This window comes from Siccirubricoccus sp. G192, assembly GCF_019084075.1.
Lineage (GTDB): Bacteria > Pseudomonadota > Alphaproteobacteria > Acetobacterales > Acetobacteraceae > G192.
This window is the reverse complement of the sequence record NZ_JAHREN010000001.1, coordinates 3,685,965-3,708,895: the sequence shown is the minus strand read 5'-3', so window position 1 is coordinate 3,708,895 and position 22,931 is coordinate 3,685,965. Positions and strand designations below refer to the sequence as shown.

Annotated in this window: 19 protein-coding genes, 5 pseudogenes and 1 other annotated feature; of the genes and pseudogenes, 3 read left to right on the top strand and 21 right to left on the bottom strand. The window is 69.3% G+C overall.

Annotated elements, in window-relative coordinates:
• Complete coding sequence (locus KSF81_RS17875) at positions 1-1,986, top strand: biotin carboxylase N-terminal domain-containing protein (protein ID WP_217380117.1); 1,986 nt, start codon at positions 1-3, stop codon at positions 1,984-1,986.
• 16 nt (positions 1,987-2,002) lie between these two features.
• Here the strand turns inward: KSF81_RS17875 and KSF81_RS17870 are convergent, their stop codons facing one another.
• The 15 genes and pseudogenes from KSF81_RS17870 to tnpA form a co-directional block, all read right to left on the bottom strand.
• Positions 2,003-2,563, bottom strand: a complete 561-nt coding sequence (locus tag KSF81_RS17870) for a VUT family protein (RefSeq protein WP_217380116.1) — start codon at positions 2,561-2,563, stop codon at positions 2,003-2,005.
• Complete coding sequence (queC, locus tag KSF81_RS17865) at positions 2,560-3,276, bottom strand: 7-cyano-7-deazaguanine synthase QueC (protein WP_217380115.1); 717 nt, start codon at positions 3,274-3,276, stop codon at positions 2,560-2,562. Before queC ends, KSF81_RS17870 begins: the two co-directional genes overlap by 4 nt.
• Positions 3,273-4,319, bottom strand: a complete 1,047-nt coding sequence (queG, locus tag KSF81_RS17860; RefSeq protein WP_217380114.1) for a tRNA epoxyqueuosine(34) reductase QueG — start codon at positions 4,317-4,319, stop codon at positions 3,273-3,275. The genes queC and queG overlap by 4 nt, the downstream gene beginning before the upstream one ends.
• A gap of 10 nt (positions 4,320-4,329) precedes the next feature.
• Positions 4,330-4,803: a preQ(1) synthase gene (queF, locus tag KSF81_RS17855; protein ID WP_217380113.1), complete on the bottom strand. Its 474-nt coding sequence runs from the start codon at positions 4,801-4,803 to the stop codon at positions 4,330-4,332.
• Positions 4,800-5,969 carry a tRNA guanosine(34) transglycosylase Tgt gene (gene tgt, locus KSF81_RS17850; RefSeq protein ID WP_217380112.1) on the bottom strand — a complete coding sequence of 390 codons (1,170 nt, stop codon included), beginning with the start codon at positions 5,967-5,969 and terminating at the stop codon, positions 4,800-4,802. Before tgt ends, queF begins: the two co-directional genes overlap by 4 nt.
• Positions 5,966-7,066 carry a tRNA preQ1(34) S-adenosylmethionine ribosyltransferase-isomerase QueA gene (queA, locus tag KSF81_RS17845; protein ID WP_217380111.1) on the bottom strand — a complete coding sequence of 367 codons (1,101 nt, stop codon included), beginning with the start codon at positions 7,064-7,066 and terminating at the stop codon, positions 5,966-5,968. The genes tgt and queA overlap by 4 nt, the downstream gene beginning before the upstream one ends.
• 60 nt (positions 7,067-7,126) lie before the next feature.
• Entirely contained in the window at positions 7,127-8,515 is a 1,389-nt protein-coding gene (locus KSF81_RS17840) for a dipeptidase (RefSeq protein WP_217380110.1), read from the bottom strand.
• On the bottom strand, positions 8,512-10,611 hold the full coding sequence (locus KSF81_RS29965) for an ABC transporter ATP-binding protein (protein ID WP_309139601.1): 2,100 nt from the start codon (positions 10,609-10,611) through the stop codon (positions 8,512-8,514). Before KSF81_RS29965 ends, KSF81_RS17840 begins: the two co-directional genes overlap by 4 nt.
• A complete protein-coding gene (locus KSF81_RS17825; protein WP_217380109.1) occupies positions 10,608-11,471 on the bottom strand; it encodes an ABC transporter permease in 864 nt (287 codons plus the stop codon). The genes KSF81_RS29965 and KSF81_RS17825 overlap by 4 nt, the downstream gene beginning before the upstream one ends.
• A complete protein-coding gene (locus KSF81_RS17820) occupies positions 11,468-12,478 on the bottom strand; it encodes an ABC transporter permease (RefSeq protein WP_217380108.1) in 1,011 nt (336 codons plus the stop codon). Before KSF81_RS17820 ends, KSF81_RS17825 begins: the two co-directional genes overlap by 4 nt.
• A 209-nt stretch (positions 12,479-12,687) precedes the next feature.
• Positions 12,688-14,093: pseudogene (locus KSF81_RS17815) on the bottom strand (IS30 family transposase).
• Between the two features lie 47 nt (positions 14,094-14,140).
• Positions 14,141-15,071, bottom strand: a pseudogene (locus tag KSF81_RS17810) (IS3 family transposase); the annotation flags it as partial.
• Positions 14,672-14,787: a sequence feature (AL1L pseudoknot), on the bottom strand. Its footprint overlaps the pseudogene before it by 116 nt.
• A 91-nt stretch (positions 15,072-15,162) precedes the next feature.
• Positions 15,163-16,758: an IS66 family transposase gene (gene tnpC / locus KSF81_RS17805; RefSeq protein ID WP_217380107.1), complete on the bottom strand. Its 1,596-nt coding sequence runs from the start codon at positions 16,756-16,758 to the stop codon at positions 15,163-15,165.
• Positions 16,759-16,771: 13 nt separating this feature from the next.
• Complete coding sequence (gene tnpB / locus KSF81_RS17800) at positions 16,772-17,128, bottom strand: IS66 family insertion sequence element accessory protein TnpB (RefSeq protein ID WP_217377503.1); 357 nt, start codon at positions 17,126-17,128, stop codon at positions 16,772-16,774.
• Positions 17,125-17,550 (bottom strand): IS66-like element accessory protein TnpA, encoded by a 426-nt coding sequence (tnpA, locus tag KSF81_RS17795; RefSeq protein ID WP_217380106.1) that lies wholly within the window; start codon positions 17,548-17,550, stop codon positions 17,125-17,127. The genes tnpB and tnpA overlap by 4 nt, the downstream gene beginning before the upstream one ends.
• A gap of 196 nt (positions 17,551-17,746) precedes the next feature.
• Between tnpA and KSF81_RS31575 the strand changes: the two genes are divergently transcribed.
• Positions 17,747-18,382 carry an integrase core domain-containing protein gene (locus KSF81_RS31575; protein WP_217380105.1) on the top strand — a complete coding sequence of 212 codons (636 nt, stop codon included), beginning with the start codon at positions 17,747-17,749 and terminating at the stop codon, positions 18,380-18,382.
• A gap of 22 nt (positions 18,383-18,404) precedes the next feature.
• Here the strand turns inward: KSF81_RS31575 and KSF81_RS17785 are convergent.
• The 3 genes and pseudogenes from KSF81_RS17785 to KSF81_RS17775 all read right to left on the bottom strand — a co-directional run.
• Positions 18,405-18,560 (bottom strand): annotated as a pseudogene (locus KSF81_RS17785) (IS5/IS1182 family transposase); the annotation flags it as partial.
• Positions 18,529-18,804, bottom strand: a complete 276-nt coding sequence (locus KSF81_RS17780; RefSeq protein ID WP_217380104.1) for a hypothetical protein — start codon at positions 18,802-18,804, stop codon at positions 18,529-18,531. The gene KSF81_RS17780 and the pseudogene KSF81_RS17785, both read right to left, overlap by 32 nt.
• Positions 18,805-18,905: 101 nt before the next feature.
• Complete coding sequence (locus KSF81_RS17775) at positions 18,906-19,973, bottom strand: FkbM family methyltransferase (RefSeq protein ID WP_217380103.1); 1,068 nt, start codon at positions 19,971-19,973, stop codon at positions 18,906-18,908.
• Between the two features lie 192 nt (positions 19,974-20,165).
• On the opposite strand from KSF81_RS17775, the pseudogene KSF81_RS17770 reads away from it, so the two are divergent.
• Positions 20,166-20,504: pseudogene (locus tag KSF81_RS17770) on the top strand (transposase); the annotation flags it as partial.
• Between the two features lie 39 nt (positions 20,505-20,543).
• Here the strand turns inward: KSF81_RS17770 and KSF81_RS17765 are convergent.
• The 3 genes and pseudogenes from KSF81_RS17765 to KSF81_RS17755 form a co-directional block, all read right to left on the bottom strand.
• Positions 20,544-20,690, bottom strand: a pseudogene (locus KSF81_RS17765) (IS256 family transposase); the annotation flags it as partial.
• Between the two features lie 17 nt (positions 20,691-20,707).
• A complete protein-coding gene (locus tag KSF81_RS30950) occupies positions 20,708-21,292 on the bottom strand; it encodes a transposase (RefSeq protein ID WP_217380102.1) in 585 nt (194 codons plus the stop codon).
• Complete coding sequence (locus KSF81_RS17755) at positions 21,178-22,839, bottom strand: ISL3 family transposase (protein ID WP_217380068.1); 1,662 nt, start codon at positions 22,837-22,839, stop codon at positions 21,178-21,180. Before KSF81_RS17755 ends, KSF81_RS30950 begins: the two co-directional genes overlap by 115 nt.
• Positions 22,840-22,931 lie beyond the last annotated feature (92 nt).

Below are 22,931 nucleotides of genomic sequence, written 5' to 3'. Positions count from 1 at the left end.
ATGTTCCGCACCATCCTTGTCGCCAATCGCGGCGAGATCGCCTGCCGCATTATCCGCACCGCCCGCCGGCTCGGCCTCCGCAGCATCGCCGTCTTCTCGGAGGCGGATGCGAATTCCTTGCATGTGCAGATGGCCGATGCGGCCTATCCCATCGGCCCGGCCCGCGCTGCCGACAGCTACCTCCGCATGGACCGCATCCTGGAGGCGGCGCGTGCCTCCGGGGCAGAGGCGATTCATCCCGGTTATGGTTTCCTTTCCGAGAATGCCGATTTCGCGGAAGCCTGCCTCGATGCCGGCATTGCCTTCATCGGCCCGCCACCTGCTGCCATTCGCGCCATGGGCAACAAGGCGGAGAGCAAGGCGATCATGGAGCGAGCCGGGGTGCCGGTCGTCCCTGGCTATCACGGCGAGGAACAAAGCGAGGCGCATCTCGCCGAACAGGCCGCACGCATCGGCTTCCCCGTGCTCATCAAGGCCAGTGCCGGCGGCGGGGGCAAGGGCATGCGGCCGGTGCTGCGCGCCGAGGATTTCGCGGCGCAACTCGCCGGCGCCCGCCGCGAGGCCAAAGCGGCCTTCGGCGATGACCGCGTACTGCTGGAGCGCTACCTGCAACGCCCCCGCCATGTGGAGGTGCAGGTCTTCGCCGATAGGCATGGCCGCACCATCCATCTGCACACGCGCGACTGTTCCGTGCAGCGCCGCCACCAGAAGGTGCTGGAGGAAGCGCCGGCGCCCGACCTGCCACCTGCACTGCGCGCCCGGCTGCATGAGGCCGCCATCGCGGCCGCGCGGGCGGTCGGCTATGTCAGCGCCGGCACGGTGGAGTTCATTGTGGAGGGCAAGGATGCCTTCTTCATGGAAATGAACACGCGGTTGCAGGTCGAGCATCCGGTGACGGAGATGGTTACCGACCTCGACCTGGTGGAGTGGCAGTTGCGCGTCGCTGCCGGCGAACCCCTGCCGCTTCCCGAAGCGCCACCGCCGCGGGGCCATTCGGTGGAGGTGCGGCTTTACGCGGAAGATCCGGCGAAGGAGTTCCGGCCCTCCACCGGCCCGCTGCGCCACTTCCACCTGCCGGAGGCCGCGCCCGATCTCCGCATCGAAAGCGGCGTACGGCAGGGCGATGCGATCACGCCTTTCTATGACCCGATGATCGCCAAGCTGGTGGCCTGGGGCCCGGACCGGCCGGCGGCGCTGGCGCGGCTTGGCGCGGCGCTGGCGAAGTGCCGTATCGCCGGCATCACCAGCAATCTCGGCTTCCTGCAACGGTTGGTCGCTCATCCGGCCATGGCGGCGGCGGAGCTTGATACCGGCTTCGCCGCGCGCTTCGTGGCCGATCTCCGGCCGGAACCGCGCCCCGCGCCGCTGCCCGCGCTTGCCGCCACGGCGCTGGAGGTGCTGCTGGCCCCGCTCGCCGCACCGGCGCCAGGCGATCCTTATTCCCCCTGGGACCGCCGCGATGGCTGGCGCCTGCAAGGCGGCGGCACGCGGGTGCTGGCACTGCGCGATGGGACGGAGGCGCATCGCCTGCGGCTTGCGCATCTCGCGGGCGGCTGGCGGCTGGAGGTGGCGGGCGCCAGCGCCAGCCTCGCCGGCCATCGCCTGGAGGATGGCGTGCTGCATCTGGTGCTGGATGGCGTGGCCCGCCGCGTGCCGGTGTTGCGGGATGGCGATGCGGTGCAGGTCTCGCTGGACGGCGCCGGCTGGACGCTGCACCTGGCCGATCCCTATGCGCCGCCAGGTGGCGATGCCGTGGTGGAGGGGCGCCTCGCCGCGCCCATCCCCGGCCGCGTCGTGCAGCTTCTGGTCCGCCAGGGCGAGACGGTCAGCCGCGGCCAGGTGCTGGCAGTGCTGGAGGCGATGAAGACGGAGCTCCGCATCACCGCGCCCGCCGATGGCGTGGTGACGCATCTCGGCTGCGCCGTGGGTGACAGTGTCGAGGAAGGGACGGAGATCGTGACCCTGGAAGCACCAAAGGCCGGTTGACCCGCAAGGCGGCCGCTCAGGCCAGCCCCAGCCTGGCATCCCGTCGGCGCAGCCAGTGCACCAGCGGCAGCGCCGCGAGCACCATCCAGAGCTTGCCCGCCACCTGGCCCGGCAGGTAATCCAGGCTGCCGAAGGCGAGCCAGAGGAATACCAGGCTGTCCACCACCAGCCCGACCAGGCTGCTCGCCGCCACCGCCGCCAGCAGTCCGCGACGTTGCAGGGGCGTATAGACGGCAAGATCCGCCACCTCGCTGAGCAGGAATGCCAGGGTGGACGCAATCACCAGCGCGGGCGGCGCCAGCCACCAGGACAGCACCGCGCCCGCCAGGATCGCGCCCACCGCCCAGCCGAGGCCGAGGCGCCGCTGCACCAGGTCCCGCAGCACCAGCGCCAGACCCACCATCAGCACGCCGGAGGGCGCCATGAGGCCCGGCGCCACCGGGATGAGGCAGGGGCCCTCCGGCACGCAGACCGTGCCGGCATTGCCGATCAGCCAATTGGCCATCGGAATGCAGAGGCCGAAGCCTATAAGGAACAGGAAGCCCTCGGTCCGCCGGCGGGTGGCCGTATCCGTCATGCGTGTCCCTCCTCGGCCGCGCCGGCCTGCCAGGCATCCCAGCCGCGGCGCCTGAGGTCGCAGGCCGGGCAGGTGCCGCAGCCGAATCCCCAAGGGTGGCGCTGGCTGCGGTCGCCCAGATAGCAGCTATGTGTATCCTCGATGATGGCCGAGACCAGTGCCGTGCCGCCCAGGCTTTCCGCAAGGCGCCAAGTGGCGGCTTTGTCCAGCCACATCAGCGGCGTGTGCAGCACGAAGCGATGATCCATGCCGAGGTTGAGCGCCACCTGCAGGGCCTTCAGGGTGTCGTCGCGGCAATCCGGATAGCCGGAATAATCCGTCTCGCACATGCCGCCGATGATGTGCCGGAGCCCCCGGCGATAGGCCAGCGCCGCGGCGAAGGTCAGGAAGACCAGGTTGCGGCCGGGAACGAAGGTATTGGGCAGGCCATTCGCACCCATCTCGATCGCCACCTCCCGCGTCAGCGCGCTGTCGGAAACAGCGCGCAGCGCATCGAGCGCGAGGATATGGTCCTCGCCGAGCCGGGGCGTCCAAGCCGGGTGGTCATGCAGGATGCGGGCGCGAAAGCCGGCACGGCATTCGAGTTCCACCCGATGCCGCTGGCCATAGTCGAAGCCGATGGTCTCGACCCGGGCAAAGCGGTCCAGCGCCCAGGCCAGGCAGGTGGCGGAATCCTGGCCGCCGCTGAACAGCACGAGGGCGGCTTCGCTCATGCCGCTTCCAGCCGGGCTGCCGCCCATCGCGCCGCCTCTGCCACCACCGGGTCCGCATCCTCGGCCAGGCCCTGCGCCACCGGCCGGAGCGTGGCATCGCCCGAATTACCAATTGCCATCAGCACGTTCCGCACGAAACGGTCCCGCCCGATGCGCTTGATCGGGCTGCCGCTGAACAGGGCGCGGAACCCGGCATCGTCCAGCGCGGCCAGTTCTGCCAGTCTCGGCGCGTTTAACTCGGCCCTTGGCGCGAAGGCGGGCTCGCTATGCGCGCGGGCGAATTTGTTCCAGGGGCAGACGGCCAGGCAATCGTCGCAGCCATAGATGCGGTTGCCGAGCGCCGCGCGGAATTCCTCCGGGATTGGCCCCTTGTGCTCGATGGTGAGATAGCTGATGCAGCGCCGCGCATCCAGCCGGTAGGGCGCCGGGAAGGCATCGGTCGGGCAGGCCGTCAGGCAGCGCCGGCAATTCCCGCAATGGTCCGCCTCCGCCTCATCGGCCGGCAGCGGCAAGGTACAGAAGATCTCGCCGAGGAACAGCCAGGAACCATGGCTGCGGGACACCAGGTTGGTGTGCTTGCCCTGCCAGCCGAGCCCGGCCCGCTGCGCCAGCGGCTTCTCCATCACCGGCGCGGTATCGACGAAGACCTTCAGCTCGCTGCCTTGCCAGCGCGCCACCATCCAGCGCGCGAGGGTCTTCAGCCGCTTCTTCACCAGGTCGTGGTAGTCGCGGTTCTGAGCATAGACGCTGATGCCTGCGCGGTCGCGCCGCGCCAGCACCGCTAGCGGGTCCCCCTCCGGCGCATAGGAGAGGCCGAGGGAGATCACGCTCACCGCCTCGGGCCAGAGCGCCCGCGGATGCGCGCGCTGCGCGGCGCGATTCGCCATCCAGCCCATCCCGCCCTGCATGCCCGCGGCGAGGAATCCATCCAGCCGCGCGCGCACCTCCTCCGGCAGATGCGCTTCGGTGAAGCCCACCGTGTCGAAGCCGAGGCGCAGCGCCTCCGCCCGGATCGCTGCCTTGTCGGCAGCCGCGGAGGCCATGTCAGGGGCGCTATCCGCGGCCACGATAGGGCTGCACCTCCTGCGCGGGAATCCAGACGCCGGCGGGTGGCTCGCCGCTCTGGTAGAAAACGTCGATGGGGATGCCGCCGCGCGGATACCAGTAGCCGCCGATCCGCAACCAGGCCGGCGCCAACTCCACGATCAGCCGCCGCGCGATCGCCACCGTGCAGGCTTCATGGAAGGCGCCATGGTTGCGGAAGGCGGAGAGGTAGAGCTTCAGCGACTTGCTCTCCACCAGCCAGTCCGCCGGCACATAGTCGATCACCAGATGCGCGAAATCCGGCTGGCCGGTGAGCGGGCAGAGGCTGGTGAACTCGGGCGCCGTGAAGCGCACGCAGTAGTTCACGCCTGGATGCGGGTTCGGCACCCGCTCCAGCAGCGCATGGTCCGGGCTTGCCGGCAGGCCGGAGGGGCGGCCGAGCAGGGTCAGGCCGGAGACATCGGTGGTGGGACTGCCGCTCATCGCAATTCCTCGCGGTCCTCGGCCAGGCTTTCGGCTGCCGCATCATCAGGGGGCGCATCGCCCGGGGCCCAGCCCTCCTCCAGCGCCGCCGCCTGCGCCTCGAACCGGCCCTCCAATATGGCCATGCGAAGGCCGCGCATCAGGGTCTGGTAGTAATGGATGTTGTGCCAGGTCAGCAGCATCGGCCCCAGCATCTCCTCGGACTTGATGAGGTGGTGCAGATAGGCACGCGAATGCCGGGTGCAGGCAGGGCAACCGCAATCGGGGTCGAGCGGCCGGGGATCCTCGGCATGCCGGGCATTCCGCAGGTTCAGCACGCCGCGGCTGGTATAGGCCCGGCCGGTGCGGCCGGAGCGGGTGGGGATCACGCAATCGAACATGTCGATCCCGCGCCGGACCGCGCCCACCAGGTCCGCCGGCGTGCCCACCCCCATCAGGTAGCGTGGTGCATCCGCCGGCAGCAAGGGCACGGTGCAATCGAGCGTTGCGAACATCGCCGCCTGGCCCTCGCCGACCGCCAGCCCGCCCACGGCATAGCCCTCGAAGCCGATGGCGGTGAGCGCCGCGACGCTTTTCGCCCGCAGCGCCGGGAAGGTGCTGCCCTGAACGATGCCGAACAGCCCATGTCCTTCGCGCGGCACGAAAGCCGCGCGGCAGCGCCCGGCCCAGCGCATGGAGAGCCGCATGGAAGCCGCAGCCTCATCCTCCGTTGCCGGGAAGGGCGTGCATTCGTCGAGGCACATGGTCACATCGGCGCCCAGCAGATGCTGGATCCCGATGCTGCGTTCCGGGGTCAGCCGATGGCGGGAGCCGTCGATATGGCTGCGGAAGGTGACACCCTGCTCATCCATGCTGCGCAGCCCGGCCAGGCTCATCACCTGGTAGCCGCCGGAATCCGTCAGGATCGGCCCGCGCCAGTCCATGAAACGGTGCAGCCCGCCGAGCCGCGCCATGCGCTCCGCCCCAGGACGCAGCATCAGGTGATAGGTATTGCCCAGCACCATGCGTGCCCCTGTGGCCCGCACCGCATCGGCGGTCATGGCCTTCACCGTGCCGGCGGTGCCGACGGGCATGAAGACCGGCGTTTCCGCCTCGCCATGGGCGGTATGCAGCACCCCGGCGCGGGCAGCGCCGTCCCGTGCGGCGGCGGTCCAGTGCAGGGTCATGGCGCGGGGTCCTCGGCCCGGAACAGCAGGCTCGCATCGCCATAGCTGTAGAAGCGGTAGTCCTCGCCGATGGCATGGCGATAGGCGGCCTGCATCCGCGCGGTGCCGGCGAAGGCGCAGACCAGCATGAAGAGCGTGCTTTTCGGCAGGTGGAAATTGGTCAGCAGCGCATCCGCCGCGCGGAAGCGGTGGCCGGGCAGCAGGAAGATGTCGGTCAGCCCGCGGAAGGGCCGCACCGGGCGCAGCGGGTCTTCCACCCCTTGCGCCGCCGTCTCCAGCAACCGGAGCGCAGTGGTGCCGATGGCGATGATGCGCCCGCCCTCCGGCCGGGCGGCGTTGATGAGGTCGGCCGCTTCCGGCGTCACCTCGCCCCATTCGGCGTGCAGGCGGTGCGCGCGCGGGTCGTCGCCCCGCAGCGGCAGGAAGGTGCCGGCGCCGACATGCAGGGTGACGGTGGCCCGCCGCACGCCGCGCGCCTCGATCGCTGCCAGCAGCCGATCCGTGAAATGCAGGCTGGCGGTGGGGGCGGCGACGGCGCCGGGGCGCGAGGCGAAGATCGCCTGGTAATCCTCCCGGTCCTCGGGGCGCGGGCCTTCGGGGCGGGCGATATAGGGCGGCAGCGGGATCTCCCCGGCCCGTTCCAGCGCCGCCGCCAGCACCGCCTGGTCCGGGCCGAAATCGAGGCGCACCGTGCCATCCGCCAGCCGGTCCACCACCCGGGGGGCGAGGTCCGGGGCACCCTCGATGGCCAGCGTATCGCCTGGCCGCAGGCGGCGGGCATTGCGGACCAGCGCCTGCCAGGTGCCCCCGCCCTCGGCCCGGTTCAGCAGGATTTCCAGCACCGCCTCGCCGCGTCGGGCATGCAGGCGAGCGGGGATCACCCTGGTGTCATTCACCACCAGCACATCGCCGGGGCCGAGCAGGCCCGGCAGGTCCTGGATCAGCCGGTCCTCGGGCCCATCGGGCCGCACCAGCAACAGGCGCGCCGCATCGCGCGGCCGGGCGGGCTGCTGGGCGATCAGCCGCTCCGGCAGGGCAAAGTCGAAATCCACCGTCCTGAGGGCAGGTGGCGCGGCAAGGGCTGGGGACTCGGGCACGGCCGGGCGGTAGCGCGCCAGACCGGGGAAGGCAACCCGGCCGCCATCCCCGGGTCGGTATCAGCCGGCGAAGGCCGCCAGCATCCGGGCATGGCTGCGGGTGCCCTGGTGGAAGCAGCGCAGCTCGAATTTTTCGTTCGGACTATGCACCTGATCATCGGCCAGGCCGAAGCCCACCAGCAGGCTGTTGAGGCCGAGCAGGCGCCGCATGCTCTCGACCACGGGGATGGAGCCGCCGCTGCCGATCAGTACCGCGGGGCGGCCATATTCCTCGGCCAGCGCGACGCGGGCGGCGCGGACCCAGCGCGATTCCGCCGGCACCTCGATGCCGGGGGTGGTGGTCAGGATGGTGACCTCGGCGCTGGCATCCGCGGGCAGGCGCTCCGCCACGAAGCGGCGGATGCCCTCGGCGACCCGCGCCGGATCCTGGCCGGGGACCAGGCGGCAGGAGAGCTTGGCGTGGGCCTCCGCCGCGATCACGGTCTTGCTGCCCTCGCCGGTATAGCCACCCCAGATGCCGTTGAGGTCGGCGGTGGGCCGCGCCCAGAGCCGTTCCAGGGCTGCCCGGTCGCGCTCGCCACTCGGGACCGAGAGGCCGATATCGCCGAGATAGGCGCCCTCGTCGAAGCCAAGCGCCGCCCATTCCGCCGCCTGCTGCGGCCCGATCTCGGCGATGCCCTCATAGAAGCCGGGGATGCGGACGCGGCCGTCATCATCCTGCAACTCACCCAGAATACGAGTGAGGAGGTTGATGGGGTTCAGCGCGGAGCCGCCATAGAGGCCGGAATGCAGGTCCCGCCGCGCCGCCCGCAGATCGATCTGGGCATAGACCATGCCGCGCAGCCGGGTGGTGATGGCTGGCGTATCGATATCCCACATGCCGGTATCGCTGATGACTGCGACATCGGCCGCCAGTTCCGCCCGGTTGGCGGCGAGGAAGGCGTCCAGGCTCGGGCTGCCGACCTCCTCCTCGCCCTCCACCAGCACCGTCACCCGGCAGGGCGGGCCGCCGGCGATGGCGTGCCAGGCCCGCAGCGCCTCCAGCCACATCATGGTCTGGCCCTTGTCATCCACCGCGCCGCGCGCCACCACGCGGGGGCCATGCGGGCCCTGGACGATGGCGGGCTCAAAGGGCGGCGAGGTCCAGAGCGCCAGCGGATCGGCTGGTTGCACATCGTAATGGCCGTAGAACAGCAGATGCGGCGCGCCGGGGCCGGGGCCGGGATGGTGCCCGACCACCACCGGATGGTCGGCGGTGGGGCGGAGCCCGGCGGTGAAGCCGATGGCGGCAAGCTGGTCGCGCATCCATTCGGCGGCACGCCTGCAATCCCCGGCATGGGCGGGCTGGGCGCTGATGCTGGGGATGCGCAGCCAGTCGCAGAGGCGCGCCTCGGCGGCCGGCGCCTCCGCATTGATATGGGCAAGGATGGCGGGCAGGTGCTGGGTCATGCGGGCGATTCAGCACGAGCCTGGGCGGAGGGCAAAGCCTGGCTGCTGCCGGGGTCGAACTCGCCCGGGAAATGGCAGGCGGCCCAGCGACCAGGGGTGTGCTCGGCGAGCGGCGGCGGGGTTTCGCAGACTGGGCGGGCAATCGGGCAGCGGCTGCGGAAGGGGCAGCCGGTGGGCAGCACCAAGGTGCCCGGCGGCTCGCCCTGCAGGACCACGCGCTGCCGGCCGCGTTGCGCGCCGACATCCGGCACCGGCACGGCGGAGATCAGCACGCGGGTATAGGGGTGCAGCGGCCGCGCGAAGAGATCGGCGCTGCGCGCGCTCTCCATTACTTGGCCGAGATAGAGCACCATCACCCGGTCGCAGAGATGCCGCACCACCGCCAGGTCATGCGCGATGAACAGGTAGGTGAGGCCGAAGCGTTCCTGCAGATTCAGCATCAGGTTCAGGATCTGCGCCTGGATATTCACATCGAGGGCGCTGATCGGCTCATCCGCCACCACCAGGTCCGGTTGCAGCGCCAGCGCCCGGGCGATGGAGATGCGCTGCCGCTGGCCGCCGCTGAACTCATGCGGGAAACGGGCGGCCCAGGCCGGGTTCAGCCCGACGGTGGAAAGCAGTTCGGCCACCCGCTCCCGCGCCTCGGCGCCACGGCGCAGCAGGCCGTGCGCGACCAGCGGCTCGGCCAGGGTATCGCCGATCCGCATGCGCGGGTTGAGCGAGGCATAGGGGTCCTGGAACACCATCTGCATCCGCCGGCGCAGCGGCCGGATGGCAGCGGCGGAAGCCCCGGCGATCTCCTGGCCATCGAAGCGGATGCTGCCGGCGGTCGGTGTATGGATGCGGGTGATGAGGCGGGCCAGGGTGGATTTACCGCAGCCACTCTCTCCGACGATGCCAAGCGTCTCGCCGCGCGCCACCTCCAGGTCGACGCCATTGACGGCATGCACGACCCGGCGCGGCGAGAACAGGGTCTCGCGGGGGAGGGGGAAGTGCTTCACCAGCCCGCGCACGGAAAGCAGGGGCGCGGCCGCTTCCGGTCTGACGCGCTCCGCCCCGGGCTCCGCGAAACCCGTGCCACCGGGTTTGGGCAGCACCGCGCCCGCCTGCGTCACCCAGCAGCGCGCCAGGCGGCCCGGCGCCACCTCCGCCAGCGGCGGGTGCTGCGTCTCGCATCTGGCGATGCGGAAGGGGCAGCGCGGCGCGAAGCGGCAGCCGGTGGGCAGGTCCAGCGCGTCCGGCGGCGCGCCCTCGATGCTGGTCAGGCGGCGTTCGGCGCCCAGCGGCTGGTCGATGCGCGGCACCGCATTGACCAGCGCCCAGGCATAGGGGTGGCGCGGATCGGCCAGCACCGCCTCGGTGGCGGCTTCCTCCACCACCTCCCCGGCATACATCACCGCGACCCGCGCGCAGACGCTGCCGATGACGCCGAGATCATGGCTGATGAGCAGGATCGCGGTGCCGAAATCCCGGTTCAGCCCGCGCAGCAGATCGAGGATCTGCGCCTGGATCGTGACATCGAGCGCGGTGGTGGGCTCATCCGCGACCAGCAGGGCCGGATCATTGGCGAAGCCCATGGCCAGCATCACGCGCTGGCGCATCCCACCGGAGAATTCATGCGGGAAGCCCGTGACGGTGCGTTCCGGCGTGGTGATCCCCATGCGGCCGAGCAGGGTGATGGCGCGGTGCTTCGCGGCCGCCGGCGTGTGATGGCCATGCGAGACCATATGCTCGGTGAGCTGGCGCAGGATGCGGATGACCGGGTTGAGGCCGGTCATCGGGTCCTGGAAGACCATCGCCATGCGGTCGCCACGCAGCGCCTGCAATTCCTCCGGCCGCATGGCCAGCAGGTCGCGGCCCTGGAAACGCATCTGCCCACCGACGATGCGGGCGGGCTCCTCCAGCAGGCGCAGCAGCGAGAGGGCGGTGACGCTCTTGCCGCTGCCGCTCTCACCGACGATGCCGAGCGTCTCACCGGCGCCGAGGCGGAAGGACACGCCATCCACCGCGCGGACCGGGCCGGCATCGGTCAGGAAGACCGTGCGGAGGTCTTGCACCTCCAGGACGGGCACCTCCAGGACGGGCGGCGCCGTCACCGGCTGCGCGCCTTGGGGTCCAGCCAGTCGCGCAACCCGTCGCCCAGGAAGTTGAAGCCGAGCACAACGGTCAGGATGGCGAGGCCGGGGAAGGTGGCCACCCACCACTGCTCCACCAGCTCCCGTCCCTCGGCCACCATGGCGCCCCATTCCGCCGTGGGCGGCACCACGCCGAGCCCGAGAAAGGAGAGACCCGCGAAGGTGATGATGGCATTGCCCACATCCAGCGTCACCAGCACCACCAGCGGCCCCACCGCATTGGGCGCGATATGCCGGCCGAGGATGCGCGCCGGCCGCAGCCCCAGCACCACCGCCGCCTCCACATATTCCTGGCCGCGCTGCACCAGGGCGAGGGCGCGGGAGAGCCGGGCGAATTTCGGCCACCAGACCACCAGCATGGCGATGACGGTATTGGTGGTGCCGATGCCCAGCGCCGCGGCAATGGCGAGCGCCAGGATGATCGGCGGGAAGCACAGCACCAGGTCGGTCAGCCGCATCAGCGCCTCATCGACCCAGCCACGGGCATAGGCGGCGACCATGCCGACCAGGGTGCCGAACAGCGCCCCCAGCAGCACCACCGCGAACCCCGCCAGCAGCGAGACGCGCGAGCCCCAGAGCAGCCGGGAGAAGCAGTCCCGCCCCAGCGCATCCGTGCCCAGCAGATGCGCCGCCGAGGGTGGCCGCAAACGGTTCGCCACATCCACGAAATCCGGGTCGTAGGGGGCGATCCAGGGTGCCAGCAGCGCCACCAGCAGCCAGCCCAGCACGATGGCGGCGCCGATCCCGGCCAGCCCGTAGCGCCGCCAGGCCCGCTGGCCCCGCGTGGGCACGGCCGGCAGGGCCAGCCCCGCACCGCTCATCGCCGCACCCGCGGGTCAAGCAGCGCATAGGAGAGATCGACCAGCAGGTTCACCAGCAGGGTCGAGACGCTGACCACCAGCGTGATGCCCATGATGGCCGGGAAATCCAGGGCGGCGGCGCTGCGGAAGGTGTAGCGGCCGAGGCCGGGCCAGGAGAAGACCGTCTCCGTCATGACGGCCCCGGCCAGCAGGTTGGCGAAGGCCAAGCCGCCCAGCGTCACCACCGGGATCAGCGCATTCGGCAGGATATGGCGCAGCACGATGAAGCGTTCCGGCAACCCCTTGGAGCGGGAGACGCGCACATAGTCCTGGCCCATCGCCTCCAGCATCGCCGCCCGGGTGGTGCGGGTGATCAGGCCGATGGTGGCGGCGGCCAGCACGATCGAGGGCAGCACCAGATGCGCCGCCGCGTCATGGAAGGCCTCCCAGTCGCCGGCGAGGATGCTGTCGACCAGGAAAAGCCCCGTCACATCGGGCGGCGGAAAGGCGATGGGGTCCAGCCTTCCGGGACCGGGGGCGATCTGCAGGCCGCCATAGAACAATGCCAGCATGACGAAGGCGAGCCAGAAAGTGGGGGAGGAGACGCCGATCAGCGACACCATCCGCGCCGCCGCATCCACCCAACTGTCCCGCCACACCGCGGCGGCGATGCCGAGCGGGATGCCGGCGGCCAGTGCCAGGATAAAGGCGATGGTGGCGAGTTCGATCGTCGCCGGCGCGTATTGCAGGATATCCTCCAGCACCGGCCGCTGCGAGGCGATGGAAGTGCCGAGATCGCCGTTCAGTAGCCCCCGCAGGAACAGGCCGTACCGCTCCCAGAGCGGCAGGTCGAGGCCCCATTTCGCCCGCCATTCCCGTACCGTTTCCGGGTTGCTGGCGGCGATATCGCCCAATTGCGCCAGCACGGGATCGCCGGGGACGGTATTGGCGATGAGGAAGACCACCAGGGTCGCCAGCACGGCCATGACGGCCGCGCCGAGCAGGCGGCTGGCCACATAGCGGATCACGCGGCGCGGATTCCGATGGCTGCCATGGAGGCTTCTCCCGATGCGGCTTGCCTGTAGTCTAGGGCAGATCGCGGACGGACGTGAACGTCCGGGAGCGTGGAGCCGCTTATACCGAACGGAGGTAGAGCTAGGATGATATTCTGGTAGGAGATGGTCGGACTAGATGGCGTAACGGACCGGCCACTGGCGTAGGTGGCGAGGGCTTACGCTCAACTGGTCGTCGCAACGCCTGCCTGAGCCGATCGCAGCGCCTCGTCAAGCGCTTCGGCTGGCGTTCTCCAGCCGAGCGTCTTGCGAGGCCTGGCGTTGAGCGCCGCAGCCACAGCTGCGAGCTCTTCGGCGCTGTGCGCGGTCAGATCGGTCCCTTTTGGGAAGTACTGCCGTAGCAGCCCGTTCGTGTTCTCGTTCGTGCCGCGCTGTCAGGGGCTGTGTGGGTCACAGAAGTAGACCTGCACACCGGTATCGATTCGCAGCTGCGCGTGCTGGCTCAGCTCCGCACCTTGATCCCAGGTCAAGGATTGTCGCAGCTGCTGGGGCAGCGTCCTGATCGAGCGCGTGATGGCGCCGCATACCGCCACGGCACCATGGCCCGCCAGGGCAGGCCCGTTTTTCACCCGATCACCCCCCCCCGTGTCCCGCCATGCGCGGCAGGTGGAGCAACAGGGTGAACCGTGTCGTCCGCTCGACCAGCGTGCCGATCGCCGAACTGCCCAAGCCGAGGATCAGGTCCCCCTCCCAGTGGCCTGGCACCGCCCGGTCGGCCACCTCCGCCGGCCGTTCGCTGATCATGACCTCGGGCGTGACATGCGACTTGCCCCGTCCGCGGCTGCGCGCCCGCGGCACCCGGAGCGCCCGCCCGGTCCGCAGGCAGGCGGTCAGCTCACGCCGCAGCGCGCCGCGCCCCTTGTACGTACAGCGCCTGGTAGATGGCCTCATGGCTGATGCGCATTGTCTCGTCACCAGGGAAGTCGAGCCGCAGCCGTCGGGCAATTTGCTCGGGGCTCCACGCCCTCGCCCACCGGCGGTGCTGCCGGCGCCCGTGCCGACGGCCCCTCCAGGGCACGACGGGCCCGCCAACCGAAGCCCCGCCCGGACCGGCAACCGCACCCGCGAGCCGGTCCTGAACATACTTCCGCAACGTCGCGCGCACAGCCAGCTTCGCCGGCTTTGGCCGACGCGCCGCCCGCTCGGCATGCCACTGCGCCGTCGTGGCCCGGTACTCCAGACCGCCGCTACGCGTGGCTGCGTTCCGTCGCAGTTCACGCGAGATCGTCGAGGCGTCCCGCCCCAGCCGCCGGGCCGTCTCCCGCACCCCACAGCCCTGCGCCCGCAACAGCGCAATCTCCTCGCGCTCCGTGAACAACAGGTACCGCTCCGAAGGTGGCTTCGCCGATGGTGCAAGTATCTTTGGTGGCATGCCGCCCGCCTCCCGGAACCAGCGGAAGCCTACTGGCGGCGACACGCCTGCACCAATCGCCGCGTCCTCGCTCGACAGGCCCGTCGCAATCGCCGCCCAGAACTGCCGCCGGTTCTCGCGCTGAGCCACGCCTGGCCGCCCAGGTGACCGCCCCAACACCGCTCGCAGTGCTCGTTCCGAACGCCGCCGACCTGCCATCACTGACCGTCCCAACCAGAGTGTTGCGACGACCACTTGAATCCACCTTGCCCGCCCCGGTCGCTATGATGGATGAGGCCGCCCTTCAGCGGACGGCGGTCGTGCAGCGCCTGATCGAGGGCATCGAGGACGAAGTCCGCATGCGCCGTCCTCGACACCCGCCAGCCGACGATGCGGCGGGCGAAGACGTCGATGATGAAGGCCACGTACACGAAGCCCTGCCAGGTGGCGACATAGGTAAAGTCCGACACCCACAGGGCGTTCGGATGCGGCGCCTGGAAGTGCCGGTTCACCTTGTCCGCCGGGCAGGGCGAGGCCTTGTCGGCGATGGTGGTCCTGGCTTCCTTGCCGCGAACGGCGCCGCGCAGGCCCATCCGCCGCATCAGGCGTTCCACCGTGCAGCGGGCCACCGTGATGCCCTCCCGACCGAGCTGCCGCCAGACCTTGCGCGCGCCGTAGACCCCGAAGTTGGCCTCGTGCACCCGCCGGATCTGCGCCATGAGCACCAGGTCCTGCCGGGCGCGCGGCGAGGCTTTGGCTGGATCGGCCCGCTGCGCGACATGGGCGTGGTAGGTCGACGGGCGATCGGCAGCACCCTGCAGATCGGCTCGACACCGTAGACCTCACGATGTCCGTCGATGAAGGCGATCATGGCTTCGAGCGGCGGTCGAGCTCCGCCATCGCAAAATAAGCCGACGCCTTGCGCAGGATCTCATTGGCCTGGCGCAGCTCACGGACCTCGCGCTCCAGGGTCTTGATCCGCTCGCGCTCCTCCGTCGTCGCACCGGGTCGCTGGCCGCTATCACGCTCAGCTTGCCGAACCCACTTGCGCAACGTCTCGGCCGTGCAGCCGATCTTCGCCGCGATCGAGCCGATGGCCGACCACTGCGAGGCGTGGTCACCTCCGTGATCCAGCACCATCCGCACCGCCCGTTGCCGGATCTCAGGCGAAAACCGATTCGACGTCTTCTTCGTCATGACCCCATCCTCTCAACAGGTAGGGCCTCCGGCAAACTCGGGGCGGTTCAGTAAGCGCGGCGACGAGGCCCGTGTGGCTCGCGTTTGACGGTCAGCCGTTGTGGTTGGGCGCCCAGCACCACGGCATGAGCTCGTCGATGTGGCCGTTGGGCCAGCCGTTCACGAGGCGGGTCAGCACGTCAGTGAAGTAGCGCTGCGGGTCGACGCCGTTCAGCTTGCAGGTCTCGACCAGGGAGGCCACGGCCGCCCATCTTGCCCCGCCATCGTCGCCGGAGGCGAATAACGCGTTCTTTCGGCTGAGACAGATCGGCCGAATGGCGCGTTCCACGGTGTTGTTGTCGAGCTCGATCCTGCCGTCATCCAGGAACCGCACCAAGCCGTCGCGATGGTTCAGCGCGTAGCGGATGGCCCCCGCGGTGGGGCTGCCGCCGGGCAGGCGTGCCAGTTGCTCCGAGAGCCAGGCGAACAGCGCCTCGACGAGGGGACGGCTCTGTTCCTGCCGGCCCACTCGACGGAGGTCAGGTGGCTTGCCGCGCAGCTCCGTCTCGACCGCGTAGAGGGCAGCGATGCGCTTCAACGTCTCCTGGGCGATCGGCGCGGTCTTGCCCCTCGCCAGTTCGATGAATTCCCGCCGCACATGGCTCCAGCAGAATGCCAGCGTGATGCCGCCATCCGCCGCGGCCAGCGTTTTGTACGCACCGTAGCCGTCGCATTGTAGGATGCCCTGGTAGCCGGCCAGCAGTGCTTTTGCATGCTCGGCGCCGCGGCCCGGCGCGTAGTGGAACACCACCGCCGGCGGGTCCACTCCGCCCCAGGGCCGGTCATCGCGGGCGATTGCCCAGGCATAGCCCTTCTTCGTCTGACCGCGCCCTGGGTCGAGGACCGGCATGGTGGTCTCGTCGGCGAACAGCCGCAACGAGCCGAGCAGGATCTCGCGCATCCGCCGGACCACGGGGACGATCTCCGTCGCACCCGTGCCGGCCCAGTCGGCGAGCACCTCGCGGCCGATCTCGATCCCCTGCCGCGCCAGGATCTGCGACTGGCGATAAAGCGGCAGGTGGTCGGCGTAGCGGGAGACCAGCACATGCGCGACCGTTGCCTCGGTCGGCATGCCCCCCTCAATCAGGCGGGCCGGCGCGGGCTCCTGCATGACCACGCCGGGGCAGGCGCGACACGCCAGCTTCGGCCGCTTCGTCACGACGACGCGGAACTGGGCGGGGATCACGTCCAGCCGCCTGGCGGTGTCGCTGCCGATCTCGACCAGCGGGCCCTGGCAGCAGGGGCAGGTCGTCGCCTCCGGCGCCAGCACCTGCTCGACCCGTGGCAGATGCGCCGGCAGGCCGCCGCGGCCCTCGCGGCGACGCTTGGTCTGGTTATCGCGCAGCGTCGGAGACCGCTTGCCCGCCTCGGCCGCGTTGCCAGCCAGCGTCGCCTCGATCTCCTCGAACGCGAACAGCAACTGCTCCTCCGGGAGACGCTCGGACTTCGTGCCGAACTGACGGCGCTTGAGCTTCAGCAGCAGGTGCTGCAGGCGCTCATTCTGGCTCGCCAGTGCATCACGCTCGGCGGTAATGCTCCCAAGCTCGGTGCTGAGCGTGTCGCACCTCGCCAGCGTCTCGATCAGCAGCGCGCGCAGCGTCGCAGCATCCTCCGGCAGGCTCGGCGTGTCGTCATCCGCGGCGCGCATCGTGCCGCCGATTCTATGCAGGGACGCTCGGCGTGGGAATCTCCCGCGTGGCCTGGACGCGTCGCCAATCAATGCCGTCGAACAGCGCGGCGAACTCCACCGGCGTCAGGCGGACCACGCCGTCCACGATCACCGGCCAGCGGAACGTGGAGGCCTCCAGTTGCTTCCAGACGAGGACCAGGCCGCTGCCGTCCCAAAGCAGGATCTTGATCCGGTCGGCGCGCCGCGACCGGAACACCAGCACCGCGCCCGTAAAGGGATCGGCGCCCAGCACCTCGACGGCGAGCGCGGCCAGGCTGTGCGCGCCCTTGCGGAAGTCGACCGGCTTGGTGGCCAGCAGGATCCGCGCCCCGGCGGGCGGCGCGATCATGCCGCTGACGCTCGAATGGCCCGCAACACCGCCGTCAGCAGGTCGACGTCAGTGCCGGGCGTGACGCGCAGAACCGCGCCGGCCACCCCCACCTCGATTGATGGTGGCGCAGGCAATGGCAGAGCCGCCTCGGGCGCACGCACCGGCGTCTCCGCCACGACCGGCACGAAGCTCAGCGGCGCCACCGCCGCGCGCCGCATCTCCCGACGCCACGTGAACACCTGCTGCGAACTGACCTGCCAGCGTCGCGCCACATCGGCCACCACCGTGCCCGGCCGCAGCGTCTCCGCCACGATCCGCGCCTTGTCGTCCTCAGACCACTTCCGCCGTCGGCCAGGCCCGGTCAGAACCTCTACACGCCGATAGCCGCCGTCCTTCGCGTCATCGTTAATGTCGACCATAATGTCGGCCCGAAGCTCCATGCTCCACGCCGAACCAGCACATCTACCCACCCCGCAGGAAGACGGGCCTCGACGCCGCGCTTACAGTGGGGGGCACGGAAGAGGAGTTGATCCTCTCGCTGCGCCGGGAGCGACGGCTCGGGGTCAAGCGGCTGCGGAATGAGCTGCGCCGTCTGCATGGCCTCCAGTTGTCGCCCTCGACGTCCACAAGGTCCTGGTGCGGCACGATCTCGGCGTGCCGCCGCGGCGGAAACGGAGGCGGCACCGGCCGAAACGCTACAGCCGGCCGGTGCCGGGCGACCGGGTGCAGATCGGCAACTACAAGATCCGGCCTGGGTTGTACCAGTTCACCGCCATCGACGACTGCAGCTGCTACCTGGTAGCGGGCCTCGCCCGCCCCCCGAGTGCCGCGGCGGCCTTGTTGTCCCTCGACCAGGTGCTGGACGAGATGCCATTCGCGATCCAGCGGGTGCAGACCGACCGTGGCGCCGAGTTCTTCGCGGAGAAGGTTCAGCGTCCCCTTATGGCCGAGGCGATCAGGTTCCGCCCCATCCCGCCTCGCTCGCCGCATCTGAACGGCAAGGTGGAGCGAGCGCGGCGCACCGTGCTCGAGAAATTCTGGGCTGCCGCCGACGCGCGTGCGCCCGACATCAGCGAGCAGCTCGCGCTCTGGGTGCACCATTACAATTGGGATCGCCTACACGAGGTCCTCGGCGGCCTCTGCCCGATTGGCCGGGTGTGCGAGCGTGCAGCCAAGACGCCGCTTTGGGGCCAGCCAGTGCGGCTTACGACCCGGCGGGGGAATACCTTCAGGTCCGCGAGTATGCCATTGAGTTGGCGTTACGAAATTTGAAATGATGTCTTTGGACGGCACAGTTCAGCACTTCCCGCACATTCACCGTCCGAGGACGGCCGCCCCGCTTGGCAGGCCGGATCAGCGGTTGCACCAGCGCCCATTCAGCATCGGTCAGATCGCTCAGATAATGAAGCCCGCGCCGATCACAGGCACGACGGTGTTCCGGCTTCCACATGCAGCACCGCCAAATCCAGTGCCGCAGACAGCAACATAACCGATTCAGCCGATTCAACTTCTTTGATGTCGGTTCCCGTCGCGTTCCAGACGAGAGCAATGCCGGTGTCGGCACCGTCGGCAAGCTCAATAGTGACCTTGCGTGCCGCGCCAGCGTAGGTGATGGGATCTTCGTCGCCGCCATCAAGGATGTCCAGCCCAGCCCGCCGACCAGCGTGCCGCTGCTGCCCGCGCCGCGCACGCAATAGTTGGCATTCCTGTCACCCTGGATTGCGTCGCCAAGGGCAGTGCCGATCACGCAATTTTGGCCAGACTTCGCATGCCTACCTTGAGGGTGCGCGCCCGGTCATTGAAATTCGACACGGCTGACTGATAAGGATCCAAGAGCAGCGCGAAAGGTTTCGAGAGGCGCACGCTTTAGCCGAAGGTGGACATCCGCAGCGATAGGGACATGGAACGGCATACTCGAGTAATGCCGCACCAAGTGGCTCAGCATGGCTATGTGGAGCGAGAGGGTCCGGCCTGGCATGCCGATCGCGATCTCCGCCTCGACATCCGTTCCTATGCTTCCGCCCTGAAACTCAAGAATGTAACGCCCAGGTTCAAGGCGACCAAACTGGATGGAAGCGCCGGCCTCGATTTCTTCCGGTCCTTTGCCCCGTGCGATACCGCCGCCAGAGCTTAACTCAGGTAGCCTCCAGTCGATGTTGCGCGTCGCTACCTTGCGTCCGTGGAGATAGCGGACGCCCTTCGTGTTGCGCGGATGCACGTAGAGGACATTGCTGATGCCCTGCGCCGCGGCCGCCGGATCAAAGCGCCCATAGGTTGACAGGTCAACGCCTGAATAGCCTAGGCTCGAAAGCAGAGCATGCAGTTCCATGACACGGCTCGTGACTTCCAGAACCAGCGGCGGCGGCGATGGGCGCTCAAGCTGCATCATGAATCCCGCCAGGGCATCGAACTCACCGCCTTCAATGTCCATTTTCACCACGTCTGGTACTAGGCCCGAACGTGCGCAGAACGCGTCGAGAGTGACGGATGGCACGAAAGCGTCAGGCGGTCCGGCCCGGAGTTGCGCCAGGCTGTCGGCGACCGCGGAGCCCCCATAATAGAAGCCAAGCAGCTGTCCGTCCTCGCCTGCGACTGCAACCGGCACGACGTTAACGTTCACGGCATGCAGCGCCGCCAGATTGTAGTGCAACTGAGCCAGATTTCGCGGGCTTGCCTCGAAGGCAACGACCCTGCCTGTTGGGCCCACATGCTGCGCTGCCATGGTAGCTATGCCGCCGATGTTCGCGCCAACGTCGAAGACGACATCGCGCGCCGCGCAGAGGTCCTGGAGCGCCAACTGCACCGTGGCTTCATACCAGACAGGTGACTCCCACGGCGGCGAGATGGTGAGAGACAGCGTCACAACACAACGTCCATCGAACAACCCTCCGGAAATTGGCCAGTGCTAGATCTAGGGGATCGTCTGTCACAGCCAGCGGCGTCTGAGTATACATGCTAGCCCGGATCATGCACGAGGGCTGGCGGGCATGGTGCAAGCCTTTGACCAGCAATAGGAATTGGTTGCGACACCCATATCCAGCCGCTTCCGGAGCCCATGCCCGCCAAAGTTGAAGCTACGCCGCCGCTGCCCGGCCTGTCACCCGTCGCGGGCAAATCTCTCATCACCCGCTTCGACGGCGGGCAGCTTTCCTCCGATGCGAGCGTGCTGGCGCTGCGCGAGGTCGAGCAGCGTCTCGGCATTGCCGAGCGCCTGGCCGCCGGCATCGACGACCCGCGGCTGGCGGAGCGGGTCCGGCATGAGGTAGCCGACATCCTGCGCTTCCGCATGCTGATGATCTCGGCCGGCTATGAGGATGCCAACGACGCCGATAGCCTCCGGCGCGACCCGGCTTTCAAGCTGGCGCTCGGGCGTTTGCCGAGTGAGGTCGGGGAGTGTCGGGATTTCCGTGTGCGGCTGAGCGGTTGCACACCGTCACGCCATGGCCCTGGTGAATCGCTCGCCGAACAGAACGGCGAATTGTGCCTTGGCCATGGCCCACTCACGCGGCGGCATGATCCAGGCCTTCTCGGCCCGGTTCAAGACCAGAAACAGCAGCTTCAGGGCGGCCTCGGTAAGTGGGGCAAAACCTGTGGCGTTCAGGCGTTCTGGCAGCGCGCTCTGACCAGGTCGGGCAGGTACGGGATGGTGGGCTGGCCGGCGATGCCGAGCCGGGCGCCGAGGTAGTCCCAGAAGCTGAGGCCGAGCTTGGTGCAGGTCTTGGCCAGGCCGAGGAAGGCGTCACGGCAGTCGCGCCCCATGTCGCTTCGGGTGCCGCCGCTGATCTTGCGCCGGGTGACCTGGGCACGGATGTCGTTTTCCGATCCGTTGGTGTGCAGCGGGATTTCGGGGTGGTCCAGCCCCTGCAGCAGTTCCACCTTGTTGGCGTGCAGGCGCTCGAGCAATCGGTCGAGCACGACGAAGCCGGTGCGGCGCTTGAAGATGCGCTCGAAGCGTACCCGCAACTCGGCCCGGCGGCGCCGGCTGGGCTCTCGTTGGTACGCCTTCAGGTCGGCGTAGTGGATTTGGGTTTGCCCCGTCTCGGTGGCTCTTCCGCAGGAAGCGTGGTTCAAGCGGCGAGGAGCACGCGGCGCCTGAGGAGATCGAAGCTGCTGCGTCCGAAGGTCTGGCGCTTCAACATCTTCAGCTTGCCTACCTGTCCCTCCGTTTGTCCGCTGCTCCATGAAGTAGTGAGAGCGGCTTTCACCGCCGCCCCGTCCTGTTGAAGGCTGGCGGCAAAGGTGGTGATGGCGGCCACACCGCTCCTCCTGGCGTCCCGGAGCCAGCCGTCGAGGGTGGTAATCGGTGCGCCGCACCGCGTCTTGGCGCTGACACAGCAGCTACGCAGGAGGTCTGCGAGCCGGCGGACCAGCCCGGCGACGGTGGCAGCTTCGGCGTCCTGCTCCAAGCGGGCGATGGCCGCAGCTTCCTCCTCGCTGAGCTGGTCCCTCGGCCGCGTCAGATACCAGGCGAGTTGCTTCGGCGAGGGGAGCGCCGGTGCACTGTCATCCCCAGGAGATGGCGCGGCCGGCAGCGCTCCTCCTGCGCGCTGTGGCGTGTGTTTCGAGCGTGTCGTTCGTCGCGGGCCCAGCCAGCGGTGGACCTGTCTCGCCGTTCCGCGGAATCCGCGGTCACGCAGTTCGCGCCACAGCGCCATCGCGTTCTCGCATCCGGTCGCAAGTCGTGCCTCCAGGTGGTCGAGGTAGGGATCCAGAATACTGGGACCGGGAGGCCGGACCGCCCGCTCCGGAAAGCTCTCGGCATCGGCGAACTTCCGCACCGTCCCGCGAGCCAGCCTCATGCGGCGGCTGATGGTGAGCAGCGGTTCGCCGGCCGCGATGCGGCGCCGAACCTCATCGTAGAGCGCCTTCCAGCGCGCCCGGCTATCGGCGCTGGCCGCCCGCTCGGCCTGGCTGCGTGGGAACGCGCTCGTCCGCCGCGCCGGGCCAGGCGGCCGACGCGGGATGGGCGGCAGGCGCCGGAGCCTGCCATGCACCCCGGCCAGCCAGCGCTCGGCCATCTGCCGAAGGTTCAGCAGCAGGTGCCAGCGATCGGCAACCTGCACGGCCCGGGGCGCCCCGAGCCCAATGCCGCGGGCGTACTCGGTCGAGCGGTCACGCGCGACGATCCGGATCCCGCGATGGCGCCGGAGCCAGTCGGTCAGCGTCGGGGCACTCCGGTCCGGCAGCAGGTCGATGACGCGATGCCGCTCCAGGTCAACCAGGATCGTCCCATAGGTCTGGCCCTTGCGCCGGGCCCAGTCGTCAACACCAAGCACATGCGGAGCCTGGCAACGCGGCAGGGGCAAGCGGCGCACCAGGCGCAGCACCGTGTCGCCGCTGGTCGGCATCCCAATTTGCTGCAGCATGCGCGCGCCCGCCTTGCCACCCATGGCAACGCCAACCCGTCCCTGCGCCGTCGCCAGCCGGTCAGTGCGCTGCGCCCGCGGCGCGATCAGGCTGGGCAGTCGCTCAACAAAGGTCCGCCGCGAGCATGCCGGATTGCGGCAGTACAGGCGCCTCACCTGAAGTTGGAGGCGTACCTGGCGGCCAAGGCAGGGCAGGTCGGCAGGGTGCCGAACCGTGCGGCTGTGGACAGCATGGCTCGCCTCACCACAATCCGGACAATGGCCGTTCCGCTGCCGAGCCTCAGCAGCGATTTGGATGTTGCTCGCGTCCGGGTGGGTGACCTCCCGGATGCGGCATCCTGGCAGGAGATAAAGGTCCGTCATTCCGAATATTACCGCCCGGCCGGCGGCGCCGCAGCCAGCCGCAGCGCACCGGCCAGCACCAACCACGCTTCCTGCGGAAGAGCCGTCTCGGT

What these genes read in the sequence shown, in the direction of transcription:
- KSF81_RS17875 (WP_217380117.1), top strand. Translation starts at nt 1, where the DNA reads ATGTTCCGCACCATCCTTGTCGCCAATCGCGGCGAGATCGCCTGCCGC.
- KSF81_RS17870 (WP_217380116.1), bottom strand. Translation starts at nt 2,563, where the DNA reads ATGACGGATACGGCCACCCGCCGGCGGACCGAGGGCTTCCTGTTCCTT.
- queC (WP_217380115.1), bottom strand. Translation starts at nt 3,276, where the DNA reads ATGAGCGAAGCCGCCCTCGTGCTGTTCAGCGGCGGCCAGGATTCCGCC.
- queG (WP_217380114.1), bottom strand. Translation starts at nt 4,319, where the DNA reads ATGGCCTCCGCGGCTGCCGACAAGGCAGCGATCCGGGCGGAGGCGCTG.
- queF (WP_217380113.1), bottom strand. Translation starts at nt 4,803, where the DNA reads ATGAGCGGCAGTCCCACCACCGATGTCTCCGGCCTGACCCTGCTCGGC.
- tgt (WP_217380112.1), bottom strand. Translation starts at nt 5,969, where the DNA reads ATGACCCTGCACTGGACCGCCGCCGCACGGGACGGCGCTGCCCGCGCC.
- KSF81_RS17840 (WP_217380110.1), bottom strand. Translation starts at nt 8,515, where the DNA reads ATGACCCAGCACCTGCCCGCCATCCTTGCCCATATCAATGCGGAGGCG.
- KSF81_RS17825 (WP_217380109.1), bottom strand. Translation starts at nt 11,471, where the DNA reads ATGAGCGGTGCGGGGCTGGCCCTGCCGGCCGTGCCCACGCGGGGCCAG.
- tnpC (WP_217380107.1), bottom strand. Translation starts at nt 16,758, where the DNA reads ATGCGCGCCGCGGATGACGACACGCCGAGCCTGCCGGAGGATGCTGCG.
- tnpB (WP_217377503.1), bottom strand. Translation starts at nt 17,128, where the DNA reads ATGATCGCGCCGCCCGCCGGGGCGCGGATCCTGCTGGCCACCAAGCCG.
- tnpA (WP_217380106.1), bottom strand. Translation starts at nt 17,550, where the DNA reads ATGGAGCTTCGGGCCGACATTATGGTCGACATTAACGATGACGCGAAG.
- KSF81_RS30950 (WP_217380102.1), bottom strand. Translation starts at nt 21,292, where the DNA reads ATGGAGCAGCGGACAAACGGAGGGACAGGTAGGCAAGCTGAAGATGTT.
- KSF81_RS17755 (WP_217380068.1), bottom strand. Translation starts at nt 22,839, where the DNA reads ATGACGGACCTTTATCTCCTGCCAGGATGCCGCATCCGGGAGGTCACC.